The sequence below is a fragment of the Acidithrix sp. C25 genome (assembly GCF_904848545.2).
Genome location: NZ_CAJHCI020000010.1, coordinates 1,161,633 through 1,186,193, shown reverse-complemented (window position 1 = coordinate 1,186,193; position 24,561 = coordinate 1,161,633). Strand labels below are relative to the sequence as shown.

The following is a 24,561-nucleotide window of genomic DNA, read 5'->3' as shown; positions in this document are numbered from 1 at the left end:
AGTGGAACTTAGAGTCCCTTGGCGAATTCATTGACCATATCGTGGGCGATGTGGTCGCGATATTGTACCGGTGGAGACTTCATAAAGTAGGCTGAGGCACTTAGAATTGGGCCTCCAATTCCACGGTCTTTGGCGATCTTGGCACAACGTAGAGCGTCAATGATAACTCCAGCTGAGTTAGGCGAATCCCACACTTCGAGCTTTAGCTCAATGTTCAAAGGTACGTCACCGAAGTTTCTTCCCTCAAGGCGAATATAAGCCCATTTACGGTCCTCTAACCAAGCAACGTGATCCGATGGCCCAATATGGACGTTGTAGTCATCTATGCCACCATCTACCTGGCTTGTGACGGCTTGTGTCTTAGAGATCTTCTTGGACTCTAGTCTTTCACGCTCAAGCATGTTTTTGAAGTCCATATTTCCGCCAACGTTTAGTTGGTAGGTTCGATCGAGCACCATTCCACGGTCTTCAAAGAGACGGGTAAGAACTCGGTGGACGATCGTAGCGCCAACTTGGCTCTTGATGTCGTCGCCAACGATGGGCACATTGGCTTCGGTGAACTTGGCTGCCCAGATCGGATCTGAGGCGATAAAGACAGGGATTGCATTTACGAAGGCGACCTTAGCGTCGATGGCAGCCTGTGCATAGAACTTTTGCGCTTGCTCGGAACCAACGGGAAGGTAGCTGACGAGAACGTCAGCGCCAGTGGCGGCTAGGATTGCTGCTACGTCGACGGGTTCGGCGGGAGACTCCTCGATAATCTGTCGGTAGTACTTGCCAAGGCCGTCAAAGGTCGGTCCGCGAAGGACCGTAACACCAAGATCAGGCACTTCGGCGAAGCGAATAGTGTTATTTTGACCACTGTGGATCGCCTTGGAGAGATCAGTCCCTACTTTTGAAGCATCGACATCGAATGCGGCTACAAATTCTATATCTCCAACGTGGTAGTCACCTAGTTGGACGTGCATCAATCCTGGGACGACCTCAGTTGGGTCAGCGTTTCTGTAGTATTCAACTCCTTGTACCAGCGAGCTGGCACAGTTACCGATTCCGGCTAGAGCTACCTTTATCTTTGAGCCCATATTTATTCCTTCCTAGTTTAGAATCACTATCTCTGATAGATCGATTCACCCTTAATTTTTTGATTCTTGATCTCCCTGAACCGCTGACTTTGCTAATGCAAAGAAAGGATCGATGGAGGTTAGAAGTTATGGTTGTGAAACCGACGTAGTCTCCCTAGCGATCCTTTCTTCATTATTTAGTGAAATTTGCGATTCAACCGTGGCAATTAGGGACTTTACGAAATTGATTTCGTTTTCAACGATTCCAATTAGCCTTCGGTTGATCTGGTCAGGCAAGATGCCAGCGGTTGCATTTGGTTTTGATGCGACAGAGCGTATCTTGCGAAGCCTCTCGAGATTTGCCACCCTCTCGTAAAAGCGCTCCAAGACGATATCGAATTTGGATTCATCGGCGAGGCTTAGCCAAGCTAAGAAATCGGCTTCAGATTCGAGTGGAGCATGCTCGAAAAGTTCGTCGAAGAGCTTGACTCCAATCTCGGTAATTTTATAGACACGCCTAGTGCGAACGGTTCGTTCTGTATTTGAGCGCCATGTAGTGGCCCTCACCCATTCGTCACTCATCGCGAGATCACCAGTCAGCGATCCTGTGGCAGCTACAAAGGTAGAGGCAGAGTCGACGAAGGATTCAAGCGCGGAGCGTTCCTCCAGGCGAGCTAGTGCTGGATATAGCGATCCAAATGAGAATTGAAGAAGAGGACCAGCCAACTCTGAGAGACTTTTTTTGATTTGATATCCGTGGTAATCGCCTCGCTTCAAGAGCGCTAAGACGGCTAGATCTAATAATTGTGACGATGTCTTTTTCATGATCACCTCCTTGGCAATTCACTTTAAGTCAAACTTGTAATCGTTGATAGCTGACATCTGACAATCAGATTTGGTGTCAGCTATCATCTATCGAACTTTTCTTATATTTCATTGGCCAATCTCATTGGCCACCATCTCGATCTCTGTGGGCGAAATGATAACTAGATTCACTACTACTTGATAAAGCCACGCCCGTAATTAAGGCTGTCCTCAAGTGGTGGTTTCTACCTGATTTCAAGGACCAAATCTTAGAACCAACGGTTCGAGGTTCTTTTTGTATCCAAGCATCAAACCAAGTTCAAGATATCCTGTTTGATGCAACCCAGATCGATAGAACCCAGCGTTTTGGATTTCCTTGACTTTGATATCAACTAATTACTCTCAAACCAGTCTGCCCTAGTGCGTCTACCCATCAATTATGCGATTTCGATATATCAACTTGATATATCACGAAGTTATTCCTTAAAAAACAATACCCGATCGTATTTTTTTTCAAGCAGGGTCGAAATTTCACCCTTTTGGCAGCCATAGTTGCTCAAAGATAAATTTCGTTGTCGTTACTTTCTAGAAGCTCGGTAACATTTAACTTCGGTGGAACGACAATCTAAAATAGACATATCAGGTGTAAATGAGCGAACAATTGATTTTGTGCTTGCTCGAAGAGCACTTCTACGTGCCTTTGGACGAGGAGAGGTCCTAAAGACGGAGATTTGCGATGCCCAACCAGAGTTGATGCGCGCTGCTTTGAACCTTGGGAAGCCCAAGAGTTCTATATGTCCTATATGTCGAGATACCAAACTCGTTAGCGTCTACTTTGCCTTTGGTCCAAAGTTGCCAGCACACGGGCGATGTTTGAACTCTGAGAGTGAGATCGATTCGATCCTATCGAGACATATAGATGCAAAAGTGTATGAGGTAGAGGTGTGTTTAAACTGTAAATGGAACCATCTTGATCGACTTTTGGCCCCTTTTGTCTTTGGCGAAGAGAGCGCTTAGCGTAGCCTCGCTCGATGACGAAATAGTGATATTCGCTGGGATGGCGACCTTTGCTTTGGATGATCACCGCATAGATTGACCAAGTCCGTAGAAGCAGGAAGCATTTGCGAACGCTAGTCAATTTTATCGATCTGATTGGCTCTAGATTCAGTATGGCTAGTCCATCTCGACGGGTTAGCTGACCTCCTCTGGGGAGTCACAAGGTCAATTTTAGGTTTGATCGGTCTCTTGTTATTGGGTCTTTTGCTGGGGATCATTTCCATCTAGATATTTCGATTGTGTCGCTCGATGGCTGTTTTGCCAGCCATGGCCTCTTTGCGATATGACGCAAGTAAAGATTGCGCAGGCAGACCAAGGATCCAATCTATGCACCGATAGGTCAAGCAGATTAGCAATTCAAGGCGGCAGATTTGAAGAGTTGTTGAGCGGCTGGTAGGAAAAGGGTAGAAAATCTTTTTTGGTTGCCCCTTGCGTGCAATAAGTAGTTACTGATATTGTTGAAATCAGTGCCTGCAGCTTCTAGCGCGGGACACGGGAGGTAATTACCATGATTCGGGAACGCGTCACTGTTCCATCTATTCGTAACTCTAAGGTTCGTCTCGGGCACGAGCCAATTTCCATGATCACCGCGTATGATTTTCCTGGTGCGCGTATGGTCGACCAGGCAGGGGCCGACATGATTCTCGTCGGTGACTCATTGGCAATGGTTGTTTTGGGCCACAAAGACACTCTCTCGGTAACCATTGACGATATGGTACATCACACAAAAGCGGTAGCCGCAGCAGATCCTCTTGCTTTGATTGTCACCGATATGCCTTGGATGAGCTATCACACCGGGACGAAAGATGCTGTTGTTGGCGCATCGAAGTTGATTCGAGCTGGTGCCAGTGCCGTCAAAATTGAAGGCGGTGCGATCAGGGCTAAGGTTATAAAGGCGATTGTGGAGGCCGAGATTCCAGTTGTCGGCCATTTGGGATTGACGCCTCAATCGGTAAATAAGTTTGGTGGTTTTAGGGTCCAAGCTAAATCCAACGAACAGGCCCAAGCACTTTTGGAAGACGCCAAAACAGTCGAGGCGGCCGGAGCGTTTTGTCTAGTTCTAGAGGCAATTCCAGATGTAGTGGCTAAGGCGGTTACAAATACACTTTCGATTCCAACTATCGGTATTGGTGCGGGTGCTCAATGTGATGGACAAGTTTTAGTCTTTCACGATATTTTGGGGTATGGCTCCAAGAAGCCTCCGAAGTTTGTGAAGCGTTACGCCAATCTTGAAGAATTGGGTATAGAGGGTCTAGCTCGATATGTTAAAGATGTGCGGACCGGCCACTTTCCTGATGACACTCAGACATATCATGACAGCGACGGTGTAATTTCTAAGCTCTATTAGACCTTTATTCTTAGGAACATTTAGTTTCTGGGAGATAAAACTCAAATATGAAGCCTTGGGGTTGTCGCCACTTTAGAGAGGTGACCCCAAGGCTAAGCTTTTTTAATAGCCGATAGTCAAAAGGCGATATGGTCGATTTCCATCAATGTCCTTGTCTTTGCTTCTTAGCCGAGCCTCTAAATCGAAGTAGATGACGTTTTGCTGAGCGATTCTCATGAACGGTGCCTTGGTTGGCTCGGTCGTTTTTTATTCATATACAACTAAGCTTTACTCTTTGAAATTGTGGGAGAAATCTCACCGAACCTGTTCTGTGGATTGGCCATGGAACCCCTGGGAAACCAGGGTCCGGAGGAGGAATATATATTGCTTAGGCCATATGAACTTATGGTTATTCTTGACTCGCGTCTAAATGATAGCGATTCAGATGGAATCATAACAAGAGTCTTAGATCTCGTGCGTAAAGACGGAAATGTCGGACGTATCGATCGATGGGGACGACGCAAACTCGCATATGAGATCAATAAGGTTTCAGAGGGTAATTACTCGATAATTGAATTTGCATCTACTCCAGCTACGGTTACTGAAATCTCTCGAATTCTCTCCATATCGGATGGAGTTCTACGCCACAAGATCATCAGATTGCCAGAGCGCATCGCGGGTCGAGTGCTCGCCAAAGAGGCTTTAGCCCAAGAATAGCGAGCCGATGGCTCAGACCACACCAGCTGGAGAAGACAGATGTCAAACGGAAACTCGGTAACTTTGATTGGAAATGTAACTCGTGATTTAGAGTTACGATATACCCAATCAGGACAACCAAGCGTAACATTCGGAATTGCAGTTAATAGACGCTGGCAGAATCGACAGACAAATGAGTGGGAGGAAGCAACCTCTTATTTTGACGTCGTATGCTGGCGCGAATTGGCAGAGCACGCCGCGCAGAGCCTATATCGGGGCTCGCGTGTGATTGTGGTAGGGCAACTTCAGCAAAGAAGTTGGGAAGATCAAGATGGACAAAAGAAGTCCAAAATTGAGATCTCGGCTGAAGAAGTTGGACCTAGCCTGAGGTTTACCTCTGCACAGTTGAATCGTACCGAACGCCGTACCCGTACTAACGACAATTCACAGGGTTATTCCGCTCCAACCTATGGAGCGCCTACCCAAACACCATCGGGTCCTGTGAATGAAATAATTCCAAGTAATTACATCGAAGAAGAGGAACCCTTTTAATGGCCAAAGGCAAAGAGAGCTCGTCCCGTAGAGCGCCCAAGGAAACTAACAAGAAGATCAAGAAAAAAGTATGTATGTACTGCATCAAGAAGATTGAGTACATAGATTACAAAGACACCGATCCGCTAAAGAAATTTATGAGCGAGCGTGGCAAGATTCGTGCCCGTAGAGTCACAGGTAACTGTGATCAGCATCAAAGGGCAATTGCGGGAGCAATCAAGAACGCCCGCGAAATGGCACTACTTCCCTATACCCAACGAATGGTCGCAGAGCGTACCTCGATTCGTCCGCCTAAGCAAGATTCCAATAATGCTTATACGCCTGACGCAGATGAAAGCGATGACTTGGTCGACATGTTTGCTGGTGGAGCTGATTTGGAGGATGAGAACTAATGCAGATTGTTTTGAGAACTGATCAAGCCAACTTAGGTAAGCGCGGCGACATCGTCAATGTCGCTGATGGGTACGCAAGAAACTTTTTGATTCCACGGGGCCACGCCATAAAGGCGACTCCTGGAATAAAGGCACAGGCCGATTCGATGCGTCGTTCGCGCGATCTCAAAGACAAAAAGGCCAGAGAAGGTGCTGAAGAGATAGCCAAGAGGCTAGCTGGAGCTACCGTTGTGGTTGGCGGAAATGCTTCCCATGAAGGAAAGCTCTACGGCTCAGTCGGTATTCCTGAGATCATCGAGGCGATCGAAAAGAGTCACTCGGTTACACTCGAGCGTCGTTCGATTCTCCTAGTGGATCATATCCGCGAAGTTGGAGATCACACGGTTGAGATCTCCTTGCACCCACAAGTGCGAATTAGCGTTACGGTTTCAGTAACCGAATAAAGACGTCATCATGGCTTTTCTTTTAGCCTAGGCGTTAGTGAATAACTATTATAAGTAGAGCAACGGACTATCTCTTTTTAGCGATTTTGCTGATTAGGAATAGTCCGATCCTCTTTTTTAGCAGGTGGTGACCAAAGTGGCTAGAGCGCCGCGCCGTGATTTAAAGTCAGTGGATGGTGGTCTAGAACGAGCAATTCCTCATAACCTCGAGGCTGAGGAGTCTTTGCTGGGCGCCATGTTATTATCCAGGGACGCAATTGCAGATGCGTTGGAGTTTTGCCAGGCATCTGACTTTTACAAACCATCCCATGTAGCAATCTTTGAGGCGTTAGCCAGTCTTCATTCTCGAGGTGAATCTAGCGATCCAGTTAGCGTTGCTGATGAACTTCGTCGCCAAGACAAGTTGGAGACGGTAGGCGGAACCGCATCGCTCTTGGAACTTCAGGCCAAGACCCCAACAATTGCCAGTGCTGCGAGATATGCCAGAATCGTTGAGGAATACTCCCTACTTCGAAAGTTGATCAGGGTAGCCACTGAGATCTCAGAGCTTTCTTACTCTGTCCCAGAAAATGTAGGCGCAGTCATAGATATGGCTGAGACTTTGATCTTTGAGGTCTCTCAAAGAAAGAGCGCTGAGACCCTAGTCTCTATCAAAGATGTGTTACTCAAGACCCTCGATGAACTTCAGGCCCAATATGAACATCCAGACTCCATTACTGGAGTTGCAACTGGCTTTCATGAGCTCGATGAGATCCTGTCGGGTCTTCAGCGTTCAGCTCTTATTATCGTTGGAGCCCGACCCGCTATGGGCAAGACATCATTTGCACTTGGAATCGCTACTCAAGTCGCGACTCGCGCAAATCTTCCAGTTTTGATCTTTTCCTTAGAGATGAGCCATATAGAACTCACCCAGAGAATACTCGCGGCTGAAGCACGGGTTGACTCGCGCAAGATGCGAACGGGCAACCTCTCTGAAGAGGATTGGAGTCGAATCTCTCGCTCTCTTGGTCACTTGGGCGAAGCTCCAATATTTATAGATGACAATGCATCGGTAACGGTTTTAGACATACGAGCCAAGGCAAGACGATTGAAGGCGGCTACTGGCGGCCTAGGCCTTGTGGTCGTTGACTACCTTCAGTTGATGTCGGGTGGCTTTAGGTCGGAATCGAGACAGGTTGAGGTATCAGAGATTTCAAGAGGCCTAAAGCTCTTAGCCCGAGAGCTAGAGGTGCCAGTTCTTGCTCTTTCGCAGTTGTCACGCGGTCTTGAGATGCGTCAAGACAAGCGTCCAGCACTTGCAGATCTCCGTGAATCTGGGTGCATCGCCGGCACCTCTAAGGTGTGTTTGGCCAATGGTGAGACAATATCTATTGGAGCCCTAGAGAGGCTCTGGGGCCTTGGTGAGACCAAGGTCTTGACGATGAATTCAAATGGCGATCTGGTTTCAAGTCCCATTAGCGATGTGCGGTTTTCTGGTTTCAAAGAGACCACCCGACTCGAGCTTTTGAGCGGACGTTATATCGATGCGACATTGAACCATAGGTTCTTTACTCGTCGAGGTTGGAAGATGCTCTGGCAACTAAATGACCAAGATGAAGTCGCTGTCTATCCAACGACGAGCCAGTCCACCCAAGCCCGAGGCCGCCAAGGAGACCACCAAGGAGATATGACTCGGACGGTCTATTCATATGTTGCCGACGATTCCCAAGGTGGCCCCACTTTTCGCGGTGGCCTTGCGGTGTTACTTCGCAACGAACAGGATGGCCACATTGACTCTTTGAGTAGCGATTTGTCAGAGGATATCGAGGCAAGTGTCGAATCGAATCCGCTGTTTTTGGGAGACGATCTCTCCTTTGAGCCAGTGGTTGCGGCTAGATCCATGGGTCTTTCATCTACATATGACATTGTTGTTCCAGCAACCTCAAACTTCATAGCAAATGAGATTGTTGTTCATAACTCGCTAGAACAAGACGCCGACGTCGTTATGTTCATCTATCGTGATGAGGTCTATAACGCAGAGAGTCAAGACAAGGGAATTGCGGAGATCATAGTTACCAAGCATCGAAGCGGCCCGACCGGAGTGGCGCGTCTTTCGTTTTTGGAGTCTTATACCAAGTTTGCCAATATGGCCAGGGGCCCAGGAAACCAATAGGCGTAGTAGTTTCTTTGAGCCATGACCAAGCTCAGCTTTTTTGCCCGCGATTATCATGGATTTCGCTTTGGATAAGTGGTCATTGCGAGTATCTAGAGCTTGGTAGCTTTTGGGGGTGGGCATTTCATTTTTCGGCCCTTTTGATTTGGTAAAAGTTTTTCTTCAGCAATAGTTTTATATGCAACGATGTATTTTGATCAATCCGGCCCCTATGGGAATTCTCCACCTGAAGGTAATGCCACCTTTCAATCGGTAGCTCAGCATAGAGAGTTATACCATGGAAATGGTGATCAAGCAGGGCATTTGATTCGGAATATTCAATTTCGCTATTTAATTTTTTGATGGATATCACCTGCTTTGTTTAGGTTTAATCTGATTCAGGGGATTTTGCTTGAAAGTTACGGTGTTAGGTGAAGGATAAAAGGTCGGGATTGGCCAAGGCGGCCTTGGCGTTAGTCGCTATTGCTTGGGGTGCTTCTCCAGTGGCCACTCGATTCTTACATCGTGGTGGTGGGGTTGTGCTATTGATGGAATATCGGTTCGTCCCGCTTGTCGTTGTAATTTTGCTCCTATTGGTAGTTCGATCGATCAAGCGGCGAGATTTCAAGGTGCTAGATTTAGGTGGCTTTAGCTCTATTCGTGTCATAGGCGTTTCGTTGCTGGGTGGCCTTGGGTACAATGGCCTGGTAAGTGCGGCTTTGACCTATTCCCATGCCACGATCGTGGGTATATCGCTCACGACAGAGCCGATATGGATATTGATCCTTGGCACTCTTTTTATCAGGAAGAGACTCTCTCGCGGCCTTTTATTGGGTGTCGCGCTCGCCATTGTTGGAACAGTGGTGGCCGCAGTGGCCGCACCGGGCGGTGAAGCAGGCGGTTCGAATGCAGTAGTGGCAGTAATCCTGGGAGTCTTAGCCACTTTTTGCTGGGGCCTCTATAGCGTTCTGACCCAAGATTGGAAGATATCGGCTTTAGATATGACCTCTTGGATGGTCATCTGCGTTAGCCCTATTGTTATCGTTGCTCAACTACTCTTGCATCCAGTCATTCCACAATTAAATAGTGTCTCTGTGGTGATCTCGATTCTCGTGGTCAGTGTGATATCGACACTTTTGGCGATTACGGGCTGGAACTTTGGGGTTTCAATTCTTGGATCGTCGCTGGCCGCACCCTTTCTCTACCTGCAGCCAATTTCAAGCGTTTTGCTCGCACTGGTTTTTTTAGGCGAGACTCCGACTTTATTCGAGGTAGTCGGCCTTGTGATAATCGTTCTGGGAGTAGCAATATCGCAATATTTGCAACAAGTACACGTGAAATAACCCTCTTAAGAGGACTTAGATCCCCGCTAACCAATGACGATCGTCGATTTTGGCCGTCAGCGAAATTATGTAATTTTTCTAGAGCCCTGGTTGTCTATCCCATAAAGTGATCCATGGATTAAGACAAGATGCGAGTGTGCTGTTGAGGCCTCATTCTCGTGCGGCTATGGATCTGCTCCTTGCTAAAGGGTGTAAATGTGTTGCCCAAGAGGTGTTCATCACTCAGATACGCTTAGGCACAAGGTGTCAAATGATAATTTTTGAAGATTGTGAATCTACCAATGATTGGCGATGGCGAGCCTATCTACTCATTGGAGATGATAGAGCCAGGGTTGTCAAAGCTGGTGAAGTAGACTTTTGGCTAAGAAAATGGCACTTGGAGCCTTTTGTGATATCTGGCGAGGTTACTCTCCAAGCAATGAAATTGGCGCTATAGCGAGATTGTCAAAAAGATTGCGGTTGAACGGGGTGCGAATCAAAATTCATCTTTGAGTCATTGCGCTAATGTAAATTAGCTAGTAATGGTCTGGATGTCGCGACTTATTGCATGGGAACGCTGGCAAACCCAATTAATAGGTCACCTGGAATTGGACGAGTGGGGCGACCCTCAAATAATTCAAAGACTACAAATGGACTCTTTGTCGTGGGTTCTTGCCGGGCTTTAATTTGTTCCCAGTTGTTTTAGCTGATTTGAATTATTTCAGGCAAAGGTTCTTGGGCGGGTATTGCACCGATTATTTCCATTAGATGAACCGACATTAGATTGATCATAACTTCTTCACCTGAACTATTGGGCCAGAGTTCCATCGAGGAAGAGTCATTTATCACCGGTAGGTAGTCATCTGCGTCAAGGGTTGCTATTGTGGATGATCCATCTCGAATTAGGTGTATGAGAATACGTCTTCGACCCATCACCGGGTCAAAAGTTATATCTAGAACTTCAAAGCCAAGATATTCAGAGGGAGGGATCTCTGAGACGATATTGGGGGGCATGAAAGTATGGTCAAAAGTTACCGAAATGACCAAGCCGGCTAGGAGGGCTTTAAGGTCGATTACCACCTGCGCATCGAAGAGGTTCTCACCTTTGGTGCCCATTTTTGCCTTTCCAAAGGATAACTTAGTCCTTTGCGGATCTTTTTGGCAAGTTGATTTCGATTAGAGAGATTTTCGCGAGAGCGAGCTTTGGATTGGTATAGTGCGGTTATTTTTGATTTGGCATTATAAGACGTGGCCTTTTAAAGAAGTTACCCTTTGGCTATCTCCACATTTGTGAACGACGACATCGATCTTTTTTTCCTGAGCAGATGGGATGACTATCCCAATGTAGCGCCGGGTTGCAATGGCTTGGTTGTCGAGGTTTTGGTCTTTGTATAAATCATCGACCATCTGCCATCTAAGTACGAGAGTGCCTCGGTGGTGCATTTTAGATGTGCAAGCGGATCAAATCACGATTCCAGATAGGACAAGGAAAAGCCGATTCAAGAACATCCTCTAAAAAGACTTTTTCAAAAAAATACTGATTCAAAAACCTTAACCCAAAAGAACTGATCCAATGGGCTATAAGCCTTTGGCCGTCCATATCTTTGACATTGCAAATTCAAGGAGACCCGCCAGATAGATCCCATGTTTTTCTTGAGTTTGGAAGCTTTTGGGTCGAATTGGTAAGAGGTAATTGATTGATTTGTCGTATGTCATAACCTGTTAATGCGAATCAGCTAGAGAAAGAGACATCTTCCTCTAGCTGATCTTTAATCGCGGCTTTTCATAAAAAAGAACCCATTGAAAAAGTCGACCATCTCAATGGTTTGGTTCAACTAGTTGAACCAAACCAGGTTGAGATTCAAAGGGTTAATTTCAATTGCCTTGGTCTTTAGGATTTGGCCAAGTTGCGAAGCACATATTGAAGAATTCCACCGTGGCGGTAGTAATCTAACTCCTTTGGAGTGTCGATTCTTACCTCTACATCGAAGGATTTGTCTCCAGCGGTCACCGTAACCATATCGGGAAGTGAGTCACTTTGAGCTAGCTCTTCGACTCCGCTAATGTCGAAGACTTCCTGACCGCTTAGACCTAGGGAGGCGATTGAGTCACCGGTGATGAATTGCAGTGGAAGAATGCCCATTCCGACCAAGTTGGAACGATGAATTCTCTCAAAGCTCTCCGCAATAACTGCCCTAACTCCAAGGAGGAAAGTTCCCTTGGCGGCCCAGTCGCGTGATGAGCCAGAACCGTATTCTTTTCCAGCCAAGATAACCAGTGGAACGCCTCGCTCTTGGTATGTCATAGCAGCGTCGTAGATCGTAGTAATGGTCTCTTCGGGGAAGAGTTTGGTAAAGCCACCTTCTTTTGGTTCAACAAGGCGATTTCGAATTCGAATGTTCGCGAAGGTTCCACGGATCATTACTTCGTGGTTACCACGACGAGCACCATATGAGTTGAAATCTCCTTGGGGGACACCGCGCATCGAGAGCCATTCGCCAGCAGGAGATGAAGCTTTGATCGATCCGGCAGGCGAGATGTGATCTGTGGTAACCGAGTCACCAAAGACCCCTAGAACTCTTGCACCTACAATTGGCTTGACTGGCGCTGGAGTTGGCGTGATACCCGCAAAGAAAGGCGCCTTGTGGACGTAGGTTGACTCCTCATTATTCCATTTGAATTGACTTCCAGATGGAGTATCAAGGGTCTGCCAACGCTCATCGCCTAGGAACGCATTGTTATATGATGAGGCAAACATCTCAGTTCCAATGCTTTGGCGGATCACCTCAGCTACTTCAGCTTCACTTGGCCAGATGTCACTCAAATACACCGCTTTGCCGTCAGCCGTCTCACCAAGTGGCTCGCTGGCGAGATTGATGTTCATGGTGCCAGCGATTGCATAAGCGATTACCAAGGGAGGCGAAGCTAGATAGTTCATTCGTACGTCTGGATTGATTCGGCCTTCGAAGTTTCTATTTCCCGAGAGCACCGATACCGCAGAGATGTTGCCCGCGGCGATTGCAGCTGAGACCTCAGGAAGGAGTGGTCCTGAGTTGCCGATACAAGTTGTGCATCCATAACCAACTAAGAAGAACCCTAGCTTTTCTAGATATGGAGTCAGTGCTGCTCGATCATAGTAGTCCATGACAACCTTGGAGCCTGGCGCTAGTGTCGTCTTTACCCATGGCTTGGCTTTGAGACCAAGCTCAACCGCTTTTTTGGCTACCAGTCCAGCGGCAACCATGACCGAAGGATTCGAGGTGTTAGTACAGGAGGTGATAGCAGCAATGACAATATGCCCATGATCGATATCGAAGCTTCTGCCATCTTTGAGTGTGACGGGGACTTTATTGGAGAGCTCGCTGTTTGATCCTTGTTGCGCGAAGGATTTTTCAAGCGCGTCAACGAAGCGCTCTTTTCCTTGTGTCAGTGGAACACGATCTTGTGGTCGTGCTGGCCCAGCTATCGATGGCACGATGGTCGATAGGTCAAGCTCTAGGTATTCGTCGTATTGAGGAACATGATCTGGATCTAGCCATAGACCTTGAGTCTTAGCATATGCCTCAACGAGTGCGATCTGATCTTTGGACCTTCCCGTGAGGGATAGGTATTTGAGAACTTCGTCGTCGATTGGAAAGACGGTGATGGTCGATCCATATTCTGGGGACATATTACCGATCGTTGCGCGATTTTCAAGAGGTACATTTGCGCATCCGGGACCGTAGAATTCGACGAACTTGCCAACCACTCCATGGGCTCTCAACATCTCAGTAACGGTGAGAACAAGGTCGGTCGCTGTCGTTCCAGCGGGTAGAGTTCCAGAAAGGCGGATTCCTACGACTCGTGGAACCAGCATGGAGATGGGTTGTCCCAACATTGCAGCCTCAGCTTCAATTCCACCAACACCCCAACCTACAACCGATAGGCCATTGATCATGGTGGTGTGTGAATCTGTGCCGACCAAGGTGTCAGGGTAGGCGTTGTTATTGTCGTCGACAAAGACCACTCGAGCTAGGTATTCCAAGTTGACCTGGTGGCAAATACCAGTATCTGGTGGTACGACTGAGAAGTTGTCGAAGGCTTGCTGGCCCCAACGAAGAAATTGATATCTCTCCTTATTTCTCTGGGCTTCTAGCCCAGCGTTGATCGAGAAGGAGTCCGAATTTCCAAAGTCATCGGCAATTACCGAGTGGTCAATTACCAATTCAGCTGGAATGAGTGGATTGACTTTGTTGGGATCCCCGCCGAGTTCAATCATCGCATCTCGCATCGTTGCGAGGTCAACGACGGCTGGCACTCCGGTGAAGTCCTGCATCAGAATGCGAGCAGGGGAAAAAGCGATCTCTTGTGGCGCTGCGCCATTTCGAGAGTTTATTAAATATTCAATATCGCTTGCTTTGACTGATATGCCATCTTCATTTCGAAGCAGGTTCTCCAAAAGTATCTTTAGAGAAAAGGGTAGTTTTGAAACGTCTCCCAAGTGCGAGGTAGCACTTAGTGCGTGAATTGAGTAGCTTTTGTCACCGACAACGAGGTCTGTCTTTGAACCAAAAGAGTTGGCCATCGTCTCTCCTTCTATTTATGTCATACCTATCGTAGCCACGGGCGCCCGTTCTTGCTAATCCGGCTCGTTGGGGTTTTATAATCTTCTAACTTTTTGAAGGCAAACTGATTCGCGAAATACATTAATGACCTTATGTTCAAAGATGAATCTTGGATTAATCGAACCTAGGGCAAATATTGAGTAAAGTACGGGTAAATTCAACTTCGCAATTAGTTAGGTGACTTTACATAGAGGTTAAAGTCTTAACTATGACTTCTGTCGATGACACTAAAAAACACCACCCAAAGGCCGAGGGCCACAAACTACATAGGGCTGGATGGCTTCGTGCAGCGGTTCTGGGCGCCGACGACGGTATTGTCTCAACTGCTTCGTTGATGATAGGCGTTGCGGCATCTTCAGCCTCCCACAGTGTAATTCTAACTGCAGGCTTTGCTGGATTAGCTGCCGGAGCCATGGCTATGGCAGCTGGAGAATATGTCTCAGTATCGTCCCAGCGAGACGCCGAAGAGGCGGACTTGGCTCGTGAAGCTCACGAACTAGAGCACTATCCAGAGGCCGAACTTCGTGAACTAGCTGGATTTTACATTGAGCGAGGTCTGACCAAAGAGTTAGCCGTTCAAGTTGCGGAAGCTCTTAGCAAGCACGACGCTTTGGGATCTCATGCCCGTGAGGAACTTGGGATACTTGAGATGTCAAAGGCTCGTCCAGTCCAAGCAGCACTGGCCTCAGCCGCTGCATTTGCTTCTGGCGCAGCTTTACCCATTGTGGCTCTGGTGTTGGCTCCATCTAACATTCGAACGATAGTTATCGTTGCGGTGGCTGTAGTAGCTCTGGGAGTCATTGGCTTCTTAGGAGCAACAGTAGGTGGTGCTAAGCCTTGGCGTGCAACTTTGCGCGTTATGATAGGTGGTTCGCTCGCCATGGCGGTTACCGCGGCCGTAGGCGCACTTGTTGGCCATGCGGGCCTTTAAATCGGGATCAATCTGCTTTGAACTTTGATTCTTTCAGGGGGCTTAGCTTCCTGAAAGAATCAGGTACCTCTTTACAGTCTCAAGCGCTGTAACTAGGAAGGCATTGAGGTCTAGTGTTGCCAAGAAGTTTTGCCAAGGAGTGTTATCACCAAACACTCGCAATTAGCCTTTGGATAACTGTTCTTGGGATTTGACGCGTTATTGATTTTGATCTTCATTGGCTTTGATGGGGTCATTTGGTAAATCGGTTTCCTTACTTGGGAATCTATCTTCCAGGTTGTCGCATTTGGTTATCTTTCTTAGGATAGACGAGATGGTTTGACGACAAATTTCATTACTACGACAGCGTTTTTGGCTGTTTCTATTTCAAGAGTTCTTTTGCAAATAACCAGATTGCTTCCCCTAACGGTGCTCAATCGATGGGTCTATCGAATTGCATATGTGCGAAGTCGATAACGATGTCATCGAATATAGGGAATCTTTATTTGTTGAGCCCTGTTTGGGTCGACGAACTAACTTAGACGGTACCGAGAACGGTAAATCTCGAATTGAATGATGAGCTAGATTTTGCTTGCAGAATGGCATCATCTTCTCCTACTCTAGTGAACATTGAACATTGAGCTTTGAGCTTTGAACATTGAGCTCAGTGGAGGTAGGATACAATTTCACCTACATAAGTCAGCCGGTGAATTATGTATTTATCATATTTATCTGGTTGATGCATTATCTGGTCGACTCCTAGCGGTGGAATGGCGTCTCTATTTATGACTTGTATTCGCTCCCTATGGGTTTCTCTACGGAGTTAGACCCCAAGTTATCAAGGAGACTATCTTTAGCTAGGACTTTTATGGAAGATTTTAAGGGTGTTTTGAGAAGGGTAGCCTCCATGCAATCGGACAGCGACCCTCACAACGGCCCATGAAATACTAAGACTAAGTCGCCAGAGCTCAAGGTATCTGAAGCACGGTGACCGTCAATGGCAATTGATACGATCTGATCCATTTCATGCATTAAGGCCAGTTATTATTCGGAGCAATCTAATAGAGGACTAATAGATAGGTGGCCTTGTGGAGATTTAATTGAACTTTTTCATGGGCAGAACTTTTCTATGGGTTGATCTTTTTGGTTCCTTAAACCTTTTGTGTTGTTCATTTTTTTAGGGTCGTTAGTTTTTGAGTTTGACGTCATGTTGACTTGCTTCGGATGAGATTTTCACCGATGGATTCTGAGCCTTGATTAGGATCGTTTAGGGACCGTTTCTCTTTATTCTTTGAATGGCCAAGGTTTCATCGTAGCCAAAGATTAAAGCTGCGAGAGAGTCTTCGAGATTTTGGAACGGGTGTGAGAGGGATCGATAACGTCGTCAATCTCGAAGACGCTAGCCATTGAGATCGCTTTGCCCACCTCATATATTTGTGCCAATAGTTCGTCATATCTGTTTTGACGTGCTATTGGATCCGTGATCGCCTCGAGTTCACGGCGATAGCCAAGGCGAATGGCCCCTTCGAGCCCCATTCCGCCGAACTCCCCACTTGGCCAAGAGACCGTGAGCGCACAGCTTTTGAAGCCTCCACCCGCCATTGCCATTGCTCCAAGGCCGTAGCCCTTTCGTAGGACCACTGTAATGAGAGGGACATTAGCGTTCGCGCCGGCTATGAAGAGGTCTCCAAAGACCTTGACCGCTCCTAGGCGCTCAGAATCGGGGCCCACCATGAATCCAGGGGTATCACAGAGTGAGATAATCGGCAACTTATACGCGCTGCAGAGTGATATAAATCGACTTGCCTTATTGGCAGCATCTACGTCGATCGCCCCACTGAGATGAAGAGGGTTATTTGCCATTACCCCAATCGATCTACCCTCGATCCGAGCTAGATAGGTACGAATACCTACTGCATATTGGCTTCTTAGTTCAATGACTGAATCAAAGTCAAAGATCGTCTTGATAATCGGGTCTATCTCATAAACCCGTAGGCGATTTGGCGGAATAGCTACCCGTAGTTTTCTTTGATCTTGTTCTATGGAATTGTCAGTAATCTTTGGCTTTGAGACAATGGATAAGTATTTTTTAGCCATGGTAATTGCACTTTGCTCATCTGGTACGGCAATATCGATGACTCCGTTTTTCGACTGAGTCTCCATGGGGCCGATATCTCCTGGTGCAACTACCCCAAGGCCACCACCTTCAATCATGGCTGGACCACCCATTCCAATGCTTACGTCGTCAGTTGCGATGATGACGTCGCCACAGCCGGCCAATGCTGCATTTCCAGCAAAGCAATAGCCAGAGACGATCGCGATAATTGGTACCACTTTGGAGAGAGAGGCAAATAGGAAGAAGGTATTTAAATCTAGACCCGCAATTTGAGAGGTGTCACTATCGCCTGGCCGCCCACCGCCTCCCTCGGCAAAGAGGACAATAGGAAGTAGTCTTTCTCTGGCAATTTCAAGGATTCGATCGAGTTTTCTATGGTTTTGAAGGCCTTGGGTTCCGGCCAGGACCGTGTAGTCATAGGAGATGACCACGCATGAGGTGTTATCGATTTTTCCGATTCCTGTAATAATGCCATCGGCTGGAGTGTTCTTTATTAAATCATCGAGGTCTCGACGTCTTCTCTGTGCGGCAATTGCTAGTGCCCCATATTCAATAAAAGAGCCTTGATCACATAGATCATCGATGTTTTCGCGAGCCGTTCGACGCATTTTTGAGTGACGTTTTTCAACTACTTCGATCCGATGTTGGTCAAGAGTTAGGTTGTGCCGGTCAATGACCTCTTTTAGGTCGTCTCGAATTTCATCTAGGTCTATCTCTGTTACCTCTAAGGTTTCACCAAGCTTGAGCTCTTCGTCTATTGATCCAATAAGGACAATCGGATCACCGATTCGAAGCTCGTCTCCAACGCTGACAAATATCTGCTCAATTCTTGCTGGTGTCGGAATTAATACGAGGTGGTGCATCTTCATTGATTCAATTACCGCAATAGCCTGCGATGCCTTTATCTGTTCACCTGGGAAAACCAGCATCTCCACTACTACCCCAGTGATCTTTGCACTTATTAGACTTTGATTCTCTGAAATAAAAAGAGGTGTTGGGTCGATCTCCTTCGCCTTTGCATCATCGAATGCTTTTGTCTTTTTGATGTCGGACTGCAGCTGAGCGGCGCGGTGAAGGAGGCGGGCTCTATATTTGTCGAAGAAGTCTGTAGTGGCAATACCATTTCGAAATTCCGGCGTCTCCAAAATGGCACATAGGAGCATTTGGTCAGTGTCAATAGGTTGGATCGAAAGCCTCGAAAGGCTACGGACCATTCCTTTGGCCAACTCGGCCAAGGTCACATCTTTGTCTGTCAGAATCATCTTGGCTATCAATGAGTCGTAGCGTGAACTAATGTGACACCCTTGTGTGAGATTGCTCTCCATTCGAATTCCACGCCCGCTAGGAAAGTTCAGGTATTGAACTATGCCAGACGAATGTGTTGTTTGTCCTTCTATTGAAAGTGCTTCAGCGCAGATTCTCACCTCAATCGAGAGGCTCTTGGGCGGCTCAATCTGATCAGGTCGCATTCGAATCTGAGAGAGGCGGGCGCCACCAGCGATTTTGATAGCAGCTGCCACCAGGTCGACCCCAAGGATCTCTTCGGTTATGCAATGTTCGACTTGGATTCGAGGGTTGGCTTCGATAAAGTAGACTTTGTCTTCGTGGACCAGAAATTCAATGGTTGCAAGGCCCATCAGTTTGAGATGCTTGCCAATCGCCACGCTGTATTCGAAGAGTTTTTTTCGAATCTCGTCTTTGACTGTGATAGCTGGAGCTATCTCAATTAACTTCTGATGATTTCTCTGTAAGCTGCAATCTCGATCATATAGATGAGAGACCCGCCCACTTCCATCTCCGATTAGTTGTACCTCGATGTGTTTTGCTTCTTCGATTAGTTCTTCGAAATAGAGGTCTCCACTTAGAAAGTTGGCCTTTGCCTCATTGGAAGCTTGGTCAAAGACGATCTTTGCGTCGTCGCCGGGTCGAATTATTCGAAGGCCTTTTCCACCACCTCCGCTGATTGCCTTTAAAATTAGAGAGGCATTTGAACTCTCTAGTCTGGATTGAACTTCGCTCAAGGTAGTTGGGCCATCGCTACCGGGAACCGTGGGAACTCCAAGCATCTTTGCGAGACGGCGACTAGCGGCTTTGTCTCCAAGGAGTTCGAGCGTCTCAACACTGGGACCTATGAAGGTTACGCCGTTTTCTAAACACAACCTCGCAAAGGTTGGACTTTCGGATAAAAAGCCATATCCAGGATGAATGGCGTCACATTGATTTTCTAGTGCCGCTAATACAATGGCTTCTGACTCTAAATAGGCTGCTGCTCCTGAATTTTGGGATAGCGCAATAGAGCTAGCCCCATAGTTTTGGGCGATCTCTTTTTCGTCTAGCGCGACGTAGGCAATAGTGTCGATCCCTAAATTGTTTGTGCTTTGGATGATGCGCCGTGCAATCTCGCCTCTATTGGCTACAAGAACTCGTTTGATTGTCATAGATTCTCCACCGCCGATTTCTCTATTCATTTCAATCATGGATCTTTGTTCAAAGTGTATTTTGTTCCATTGAGACCAAGCTACGATACATTAGGATCCCGGTTGAAACTGTTTTTATGTTTGTTCGAATTTTTGATTGACCATTTGTGGCTCTTTTGGAGATCGGTGACTCTTTTGCAGAGATCTAAGTTCGCAGACACAGTTTTTTTGTGAAGGACAACTCGATACAGCGGAAATTGAATTGGACTATCGAAACCTTAGCCTCTGCCGTTGAATTTTAGGGGTGACATGGCGATGACTGGCCCTTGGATTTGAGCAGTAATGGTTGAGCGGTGACTAGTTGAGTAGCATTGGTGTGCCGAATCGTACCATCGAAGGTGATATGGGCGACATGATGTTTATCTGGCCCGGTGTTTATCTGGCCCGGCGGTTATCTATGGTGATTGAGATTTTGTTCTCGGCGAACCGTTGAACTAATTCGCTTTTCTAAGGTTAATCGCGATTCTTCAGGGCGATGATATTTTGTGGCGGTCGCTACTGGTGCCCAGCTTTTGTCAGTAGGTTTCCAGGATTAATTTAAGGACTTATCCCTGTGTGGTTCTTAGAACTTTAGTTCGTGTTTCAGGTTATTACCTTGTGTTGTGAACTCATATGTAGCCAAGGTGATCGCCTAGTTGGCTGTGATGGTTGACTTTGCAAAGCAACGATAGAGAAGTTTTAGGGAGCTCTTGAGAAGGGGATCGCTTTTTGGCTAGAAATCAAGATAACTTGGGTGTGATCCCAATCGCTAAACAAGCTGGACAAAACCGACATTGCAATTCGCTCTAATTTATGCTGGGTGCCATGGATAAAGCAACAAGACGAAGATTTTTCCCTGAAGCGAGATATATTTTTGTTTGTTGATCTAGACATTTTTCAATGGTCAAAGATTGATCGGTGCTAACGCGGTGTGTTGCAACTATCTTTGGTAGTTGATCATCGATCGGCTATTGCATTTCCAGTCAGTTGGACTAGAGGGTTCAAGGTGTTACGGGAGCGATCCAAATGTGTCAGTACGCCCTTCAACTTTTGCTAGGGCTAGGATTAGTGGTACTTACATCAATTTAAATTAGAAGGGTTCGTCTGGCAACGTCATGGAGAGCGATCTCATCTTGGCCAGAAGTTCTGATTTTAGGGAGTTTTCAGACGTGACAAGCGGATCAATGGACAGATATAATTGGCTGAATCCAAGCATCTTTAAAGTTCCCGACAGATTGACCGAAATTCCTGGGTGGCATGGCCATATTCCCTTTGCATTGTGGGTAATTGAAGCAGTCAAACCACGATTGTTTGTTGAACTTGGCACTCATAAGGGTGACTCTTATTCTGCTTTTTGTCAAAGTGTCAGCGAACTAGGTCTTCCCACTGCTTGCTATGCCGTCGATTCCTGGGAAGGTGACGAGCATTCGGGTTTGTATGGCGATGAGATTTTCGCTGAGCTGTCAGCGTATAACCAAAGAAAATTCGGTGGTTTTTCTACACTCCTTCGAATGTATTTTGACAATGCCCTTTCATACTTTGACGATGGCACTATCGACTTGCTTCATGTAGATGGGTACCATTCCTACGAGGCTGTAAAGGTTGACTTTGACAAATGGGTCAGCAAGCTCTCATCTCGAGGGGTCGTTCTCTTTCACGATATAGTCGTAAGAGAACGAGACTTTGGCGTTTGGAAGTTTTGGGATGAAGTCAAGACCCGCTATCCAAGCATTGAGTTCACTCATTCGAATGGATTGGGCGTTCTAGCGGTCGGTCCGGAAGTGCCACCTGTTTTGGCAGACCTCATAAGGTCTTATCAGGAGTACCCTTCGAGTGTCTTAGGACTCTTTCAATCACTTGGAGCGCGATGTCAACAGATAAGCGAAAAAGATCGGTTGAATGCCGAACAAAGAGATCTACAGGCTCGTCTCTTCCAAGAACAAAGTCGTAGCGCGGAAGCAAATCGACAATATAGCGAATTGATCGATGAGATGTACTTTGTCAGTAGTGACTTGGCCGAGCATAAAGTACTCGCTGATCGGCTCACCGAGGAGATTAAAGATCTTAGGGCTTCTCTGGCGGCTGAGCAGGAACTCAACTACTCAGTTTCAATGCAAATCGGACGAGCAGTTGAGGAAAAGACCGAGGTTCTAAATTCCGAGGCGTGGCGCATTACAGCGCCCCTTCGATATTCAATAATATCTATCAGACGCTTAATGGGTTGGCGTCGTTTTTTATCGATGACGAATCCGAAGTTAAAGCCCCTCCAAGGCGTAGTTTCGAGTGGCTTGGCCGGTAAATCCATCGCACTTGGTGGACAGGTGCGATATTCGATTGAACCACCTCTACCGTTGCCAGGCTGGTATCAGCTAGAGGTCGAGATAGAGACTTTGGTTGGTACGGAAAATCTTCGCGGCTATGTTATCGCTGAGACCAATAATTTTGATCGCTATAGCCAACAGGTTCCTTCTCGAAGAATTGGTCAGCAGTTAGAGATCCAATTTCACTTCAATTCTACGATAACTCGCTTAGAACTTGTCGTTATGGGCTTTACCGGAGAATTCCAACTGAAGGAAGTCCGACTGCGTCCGATTTTGGGAGTCCCAAATCATCGAATCGCTCGAATCTTTGGTCCTCTTATTGGAAATGTTTTGTTGTCGGAGCTGCCCGAAATTCAAAACCAGCAAGAACTTTTGAGTGACGAAAGTAACTATATAAAGTGGATTGAGAATTCTGAGCGCATTGACGAAGGCGATCGTCAGGCGATTTTGGACGAAATAGCAGCGTTTCAAAAAAGCCACTCATTAGCGTGGTTATTCCATCCTACAATACCCCAATCGATCACTTTGTAACAGCAATCGAGTCTGTTAGAGCACAGATCTATCCAAATTGGGAGTTGTGCATCTCAGATGATGCATCTAGCGACGCTCGAATCAAGACATTGATTGAGCGCTATGTCGCATCGGACAAGCGAATTAAAGCGCATTATCGAGAGCAGAATGGCGGAATTTCAGTTAACACTAATGATGCCATCTCGCTAGCGACAGGCGAATACTTGGCATTTTTAGATGCCGATGATGAGATCTCTGAGTTCGCCCTCTTTTATGTTGCTAGGGAACTGCAAAAATCGTCTGGGCTTGAGTTGATCTATAGCGACGAGGATAAGATCACCGGAACCGGCAATCGTTTCGAAGCCTATTTCAAACCTACTCTCTCTCCAGAACTGCTTTTGTCTAAGAATTACATAAATCATCTCAGCGTCGTAAAGACTTCAACTCTGCGACGTTTAGGTGGGTTGCGGCCGGCTTACGATGGTGCTCAAGATTGGGACTTTCTTCTCAGATTGCTCAGCGAAATTGGAAATGACCTCTCCTTATCGAAGAGAATACCAAGAGTCCTCTACCATTGGAGGAGTCTGCCTTCTCCGACATCGACTGGATCTGAGGTAAAAACTTACGCGCTCGAAGCGGGGCGTAATGCAGTGAAGACTTATTTAGATAACATTGTTCCAGGTTGTGAGGTTGTTGCCTCGGCGGGAGCAAAAGCAATAAATAGGGTAGTTTTTCCGATTCCTAATTCGACTCCACTCGCCTCTGTCCTAATTACAACTGCTGGTGGTTATTCAGTGATAAGGGCATGTCTAGATAGTCTATTTGGAAAAACTACCTATTCGAATTATGAAGTTGTTCTGCGGGTAGATTCAAATGTGGCGCTATCGCCGAGAACGACCATGTATTTGGATTCCTTGACCACAAGACATCGATTTTCTTATCACCTAAGCATGCGACGTGCTGACGCTGGTTTTAATTATTCGGTCGCTGTGAATGCTCTCGCGAAGATATCAAAGGGAGATATTTTAGTCTTTCTCAACGACGATACCGAGATCATCGAAGGCGAATGGCTAAGTGAGATGGTCTCAGTTCTGTCCGTGCCGGGCGTAGGCGCTGTTGGTGCTCATCTTCTTTATCCTAGTGGCCAAATTCAGCACGGCGGTGTGCTTGTTGGAATGGGCGGGGTGGCAGGACACTTGTACCACCTGCATCAAGATGGAAGTCACGGTTATTTCAATGATCTCTTTGCCCTTAGAAATGTCAGCGCTGTTACTGGTGCATGTCTTGGGGTGCACCGTGATATCTATCTTAAGGTTGGAGGTTTCAACGAGGAACGACTGGGAATAGCTTTCAATGATACCGATTTTTGCATGAAAGTGCTTTCGAGCGGTTATCGAATTGTGCAGGATCCGAATGTCAGACTCGTGCACAAAGAGTCGATAACTCGAGGATATGAAGATACCACCGCTAAAAAGCGTCGCTTCAACTCTGAAATAGCGTACCTTCGCGCGACTTGGATGAAATACATCGAAGACGACCCATTTTATAATCCGAATCTTAGCAGAAATGGCACTTTTGAGACCGAGTCGGTTAGCCGAGTTCGAGAGATGGATAGAAAATTGGCTAAGTGATTCTCCCGGAGAGTCGTTAGGTGCTCTTACGGAGTTCCGACATCACTCATTGCTCTTAGGTGCACTTGCTCTGAAGGTAAATTCAGTATTTCTCGTATTTTTAACTGTATACACGTCTACGAATAAGCCGGGAGGACTTGACACTCAAAGACTTTTGTTTTTGGAGTTGCCTTTCTATAGTTCGTTGAGGGTGATTAGCTCGGAATTGGGGAGAGCGCTCGACTCCTTG

At 46.7% G+C, this 24,561-nt stretch carries 15 protein-coding genes and 1 pseudogene; 11 read left to right on the top strand and 5 right to left on the bottom strand.

The window, feature by feature from the left end:
- Nucleotides 1–8: 8 nt before the first annotated feature.
- Both ACIDITHRIX25_RS80850 and ACIDITHRIX25_RS80845 read right to left on the bottom strand, forming a co-directional pair.
- Nucleotides 9–1,082, bottom strand: a complete 1,074-nt coding sequence (locus tag ACIDITHRIX25_RS80850) for an inositol-3-phosphate synthase (protein WP_052606053.1) — start codon at nt 1,080–1,082, stop codon at nt 9–11.
- 126 nt (nt 1,083–1,208) lie between these two features.
- On the bottom strand, nt 1,209–1,886 hold the full coding sequence (locus tag ACIDITHRIX25_RS80845) for a PadR family transcriptional regulator (RefSeq protein WP_201733492.1): 678 nt from the start codon (nt 1,884–1,886) through the stop codon (nt 1,209–1,211).
- 591 nt (nt 1,887–2,477) lie between these two features.
- Between ACIDITHRIX25_RS80845 and ACIDITHRIX25_RS80840 the strand changes: the two genes are divergently transcribed.
- The 8 genes and pseudogenes from ACIDITHRIX25_RS80840 to ACIDITHRIX25_RS80805 all read left to right on the top strand — a co-directional run bounded on the left by ACIDITHRIX25_RS80840 (nt 2,478) and on the right by ACIDITHRIX25_RS80805 (nt 9,805).
- Nucleotides 2,478–2,882, top strand: a complete 405-nt coding sequence (locus tag ACIDITHRIX25_RS80840) for a DUF5318 family protein (protein ID WP_201733491.1) — start codon at nt 2,478–2,480, stop codon at nt 2,880–2,882.
- Between the two features lie 547 nt (nt 2,883–3,429).
- Complete coding sequence (gene panB, locus ACIDITHRIX25_RS80835) at nt 3,430–4,269, top strand: 3-methyl-2-oxobutanoate hydroxymethyltransferase (protein ID WP_052606050.1); 840 nt, start codon at nt 3,430–3,432, stop codon at nt 4,267–4,269.
- Nucleotides 4,270–4,590: 321 nt separating this feature from the next.
- A complete protein-coding gene (gene rpsF / locus ACIDITHRIX25_RS80830) occupies nt 4,591–4,965 on the top strand; it encodes a 30S ribosomal protein S6 (RefSeq protein ID WP_201733490.1) in 375 nt (124 codons plus the stop codon).
- 39 nt (nt 4,966–5,004) lie between these two features.
- Nucleotides 5,005–5,496 (top strand): single-stranded DNA-binding protein, encoded by a 492-nt coding sequence (locus ACIDITHRIX25_RS80825; protein ID WP_052606047.1) that lies wholly within the window; start codon nt 5,005–5,007, stop codon nt 5,494–5,496.
- Nucleotides 5,496–5,750, top strand: a pseudogene (gene rpsR / locus ACIDITHRIX25_RS80820) (30S ribosomal protein S18); the annotation flags it as partial. The gene ACIDITHRIX25_RS80825 and the pseudogene rpsR, both read left to right, overlap by 1 nt.
- Before the next feature lie 137 nt (nt 5,751–5,887).
- Complete coding sequence (gene rplI / locus ACIDITHRIX25_RS80815; RefSeq protein ID WP_052606044.1) at nt 5,888–6,331, top strand: 50S ribosomal protein L9; 444 nt, start codon at nt 5,888–5,890, stop codon at nt 6,329–6,331.
- A gap of 136 nt (nt 6,332–6,467) precedes the next feature.
- On the top strand, nt 6,468–8,483 hold the full coding sequence (dnaB, locus tag ACIDITHRIX25_RS80810) for a replicative DNA helicase (protein WP_201733488.1): 2,016 nt from the start codon (nt 6,468–6,470) through the stop codon (nt 8,481–8,483).
- Nucleotides 8,484–8,893: 410 nt separating this feature from the next.
- The gene (locus tag ACIDITHRIX25_RS80805) at nt 8,894–9,805 is read left to right on the top strand and encodes a DMT family transporter (RefSeq protein WP_082058702.1); all 912 of its coding nucleotides are present in this window, start codon (nt 8,894–8,896) and stop codon (nt 9,803–9,805) included.
- Nucleotides 9,806–10,486: 681 nt separating this feature from the next.
- On the opposite strand, the gene ACIDITHRIX25_RS80800 is transcribed toward ACIDITHRIX25_RS80805, so the two are convergent.
- Both ACIDITHRIX25_RS80800 and acnA read right to left on the bottom strand, forming a co-directional pair.
- Nucleotides 10,487–10,900 (bottom strand): hypothetical protein, encoded by a 414-nt coding sequence (locus ACIDITHRIX25_RS80800; protein ID WP_152626049.1) that lies wholly within the window; start codon nt 10,898–10,900, stop codon nt 10,487–10,489.
- A gap of 775 nt (nt 10,901–11,675) precedes the next feature.
- Nucleotides 11,676–14,348, bottom strand: a complete 2,673-nt coding sequence (acnA, locus tag ACIDITHRIX25_RS80795; protein ID WP_201733487.1) for an aconitate hydratase AcnA — start codon at nt 14,346–14,348, stop codon at nt 11,676–11,678.
- A 248-nt stretch (nt 14,349–14,596) separates the two neighbouring features.
- Between acnA and ACIDITHRIX25_RS80790 the strand changes: the two genes are divergently transcribed.
- Nucleotides 14,597–15,319, top strand: coding sequence for a VIT1/CCC1 transporter family protein (locus tag ACIDITHRIX25_RS80790; RefSeq protein ID WP_052606022.1), 723 nt, complete (start codon nt 14,597–14,599; stop codon nt 15,317–15,319).
- Between the two features lie 1,302 nt (nt 15,320–16,621).
- Here ACIDITHRIX25_RS80790 and ACIDITHRIX25_RS80785 read toward each other — a convergent pair.
- Nucleotides 16,622–19,882 (bottom strand): acetyl-CoA carboxylase family protein, encoded by a 3,261-nt coding sequence (locus ACIDITHRIX25_RS80785; RefSeq protein WP_201733486.1) that lies wholly within the window; start codon nt 19,880–19,882, stop codon nt 16,622–16,624.
- 1,157 nt (nt 19,883–21,039) lie between these two features.
- Here ACIDITHRIX25_RS80785 and ACIDITHRIX25_RS80780 point away from each other — a divergent pair.
- Both ACIDITHRIX25_RS80780 and ACIDITHRIX25_RS80775 read left to right on the top strand, forming a co-directional pair.
- Nucleotides 21,040–22,722, top strand: coding sequence for a class I SAM-dependent methyltransferase (locus tag ACIDITHRIX25_RS80780; protein ID WP_201733485.1), 1,683 nt, complete (start codon nt 21,040–21,042; stop codon nt 22,720–22,722).
- Complete coding sequence (locus ACIDITHRIX25_RS80775) at nt 22,680–24,332, top strand: glycosyltransferase family 2 protein (RefSeq protein ID WP_201733484.1); 1,653 nt, start codon at nt 22,680–22,682, stop codon at nt 24,330–24,332. The genes ACIDITHRIX25_RS80780 and ACIDITHRIX25_RS80775 overlap by 43 nt, the downstream gene beginning before the upstream one ends.
- Nucleotides 24,333–24,561: the final 229 nt, after the last annotated feature.

Coding starts and splice junctions, on each gene's coding strand:
- ACIDITHRIX25_RS80785 (WP_201733486.1), bottom strand. CDS start 19,882: ATGAATAGAGAAATCGGCGGTGGAGAATCTATGACAATCAAACGAGTT.
- ACIDITHRIX25_RS80850 (WP_052606053.1), bottom strand. CDS start 1,082: ATGGGCTCAAAGATAAAGGTAGCTCTAGCCGGAATCGGTAACTGTGCC.
- ACIDITHRIX25_RS80845 (WP_201733492.1), bottom strand. CDS start 1,886: ATGAAAAAGACATCGTCACAATTATTAGATCTAGCCGTCTTAGCGCTC.
- rplI (WP_052606044.1), top strand. CDS start 5,888: ATGCAGATTGTTTTGAGAACTGATCAAGCCAACTTAGGTAAGCGCGGC.
- ACIDITHRIX25_RS80800 (WP_152626049.1), bottom strand. CDS start 10,900: ATGGGCACCAAAGGTGAGAACCTCTTCGATGCGCAGGTGGTAATCGAC.
- ACIDITHRIX25_RS80790 (WP_052606022.1), top strand. CDS start 14,597: ATGACTTCTGTCGATGACACTAAAAAACACCACCCAAAGGCCGAGGGC.
- panB (WP_052606050.1), top strand. CDS start 3,430: ATGATTCGGGAACGCGTCACTGTTCCATCTATTCGTAACTCTAAGGTT.
- rpsF (WP_201733490.1), top strand. CDS start 4,591: ATGGAACCCCTGGGAAACCAGGGTCCGGAGGAGGAATATATATTGCTT.
- ACIDITHRIX25_RS80825 (WP_052606047.1), top strand. CDS start 5,005: ATGTCAAACGGAAACTCGGTAACTTTGATTGGAAATGTAACTCGTGAT.
- acnA (WP_201733487.1), bottom strand. CDS start 14,348: ATGGCCAACTCTTTTGGTTCAAAGACAGACCTCGTTGTCGGTGACAAA.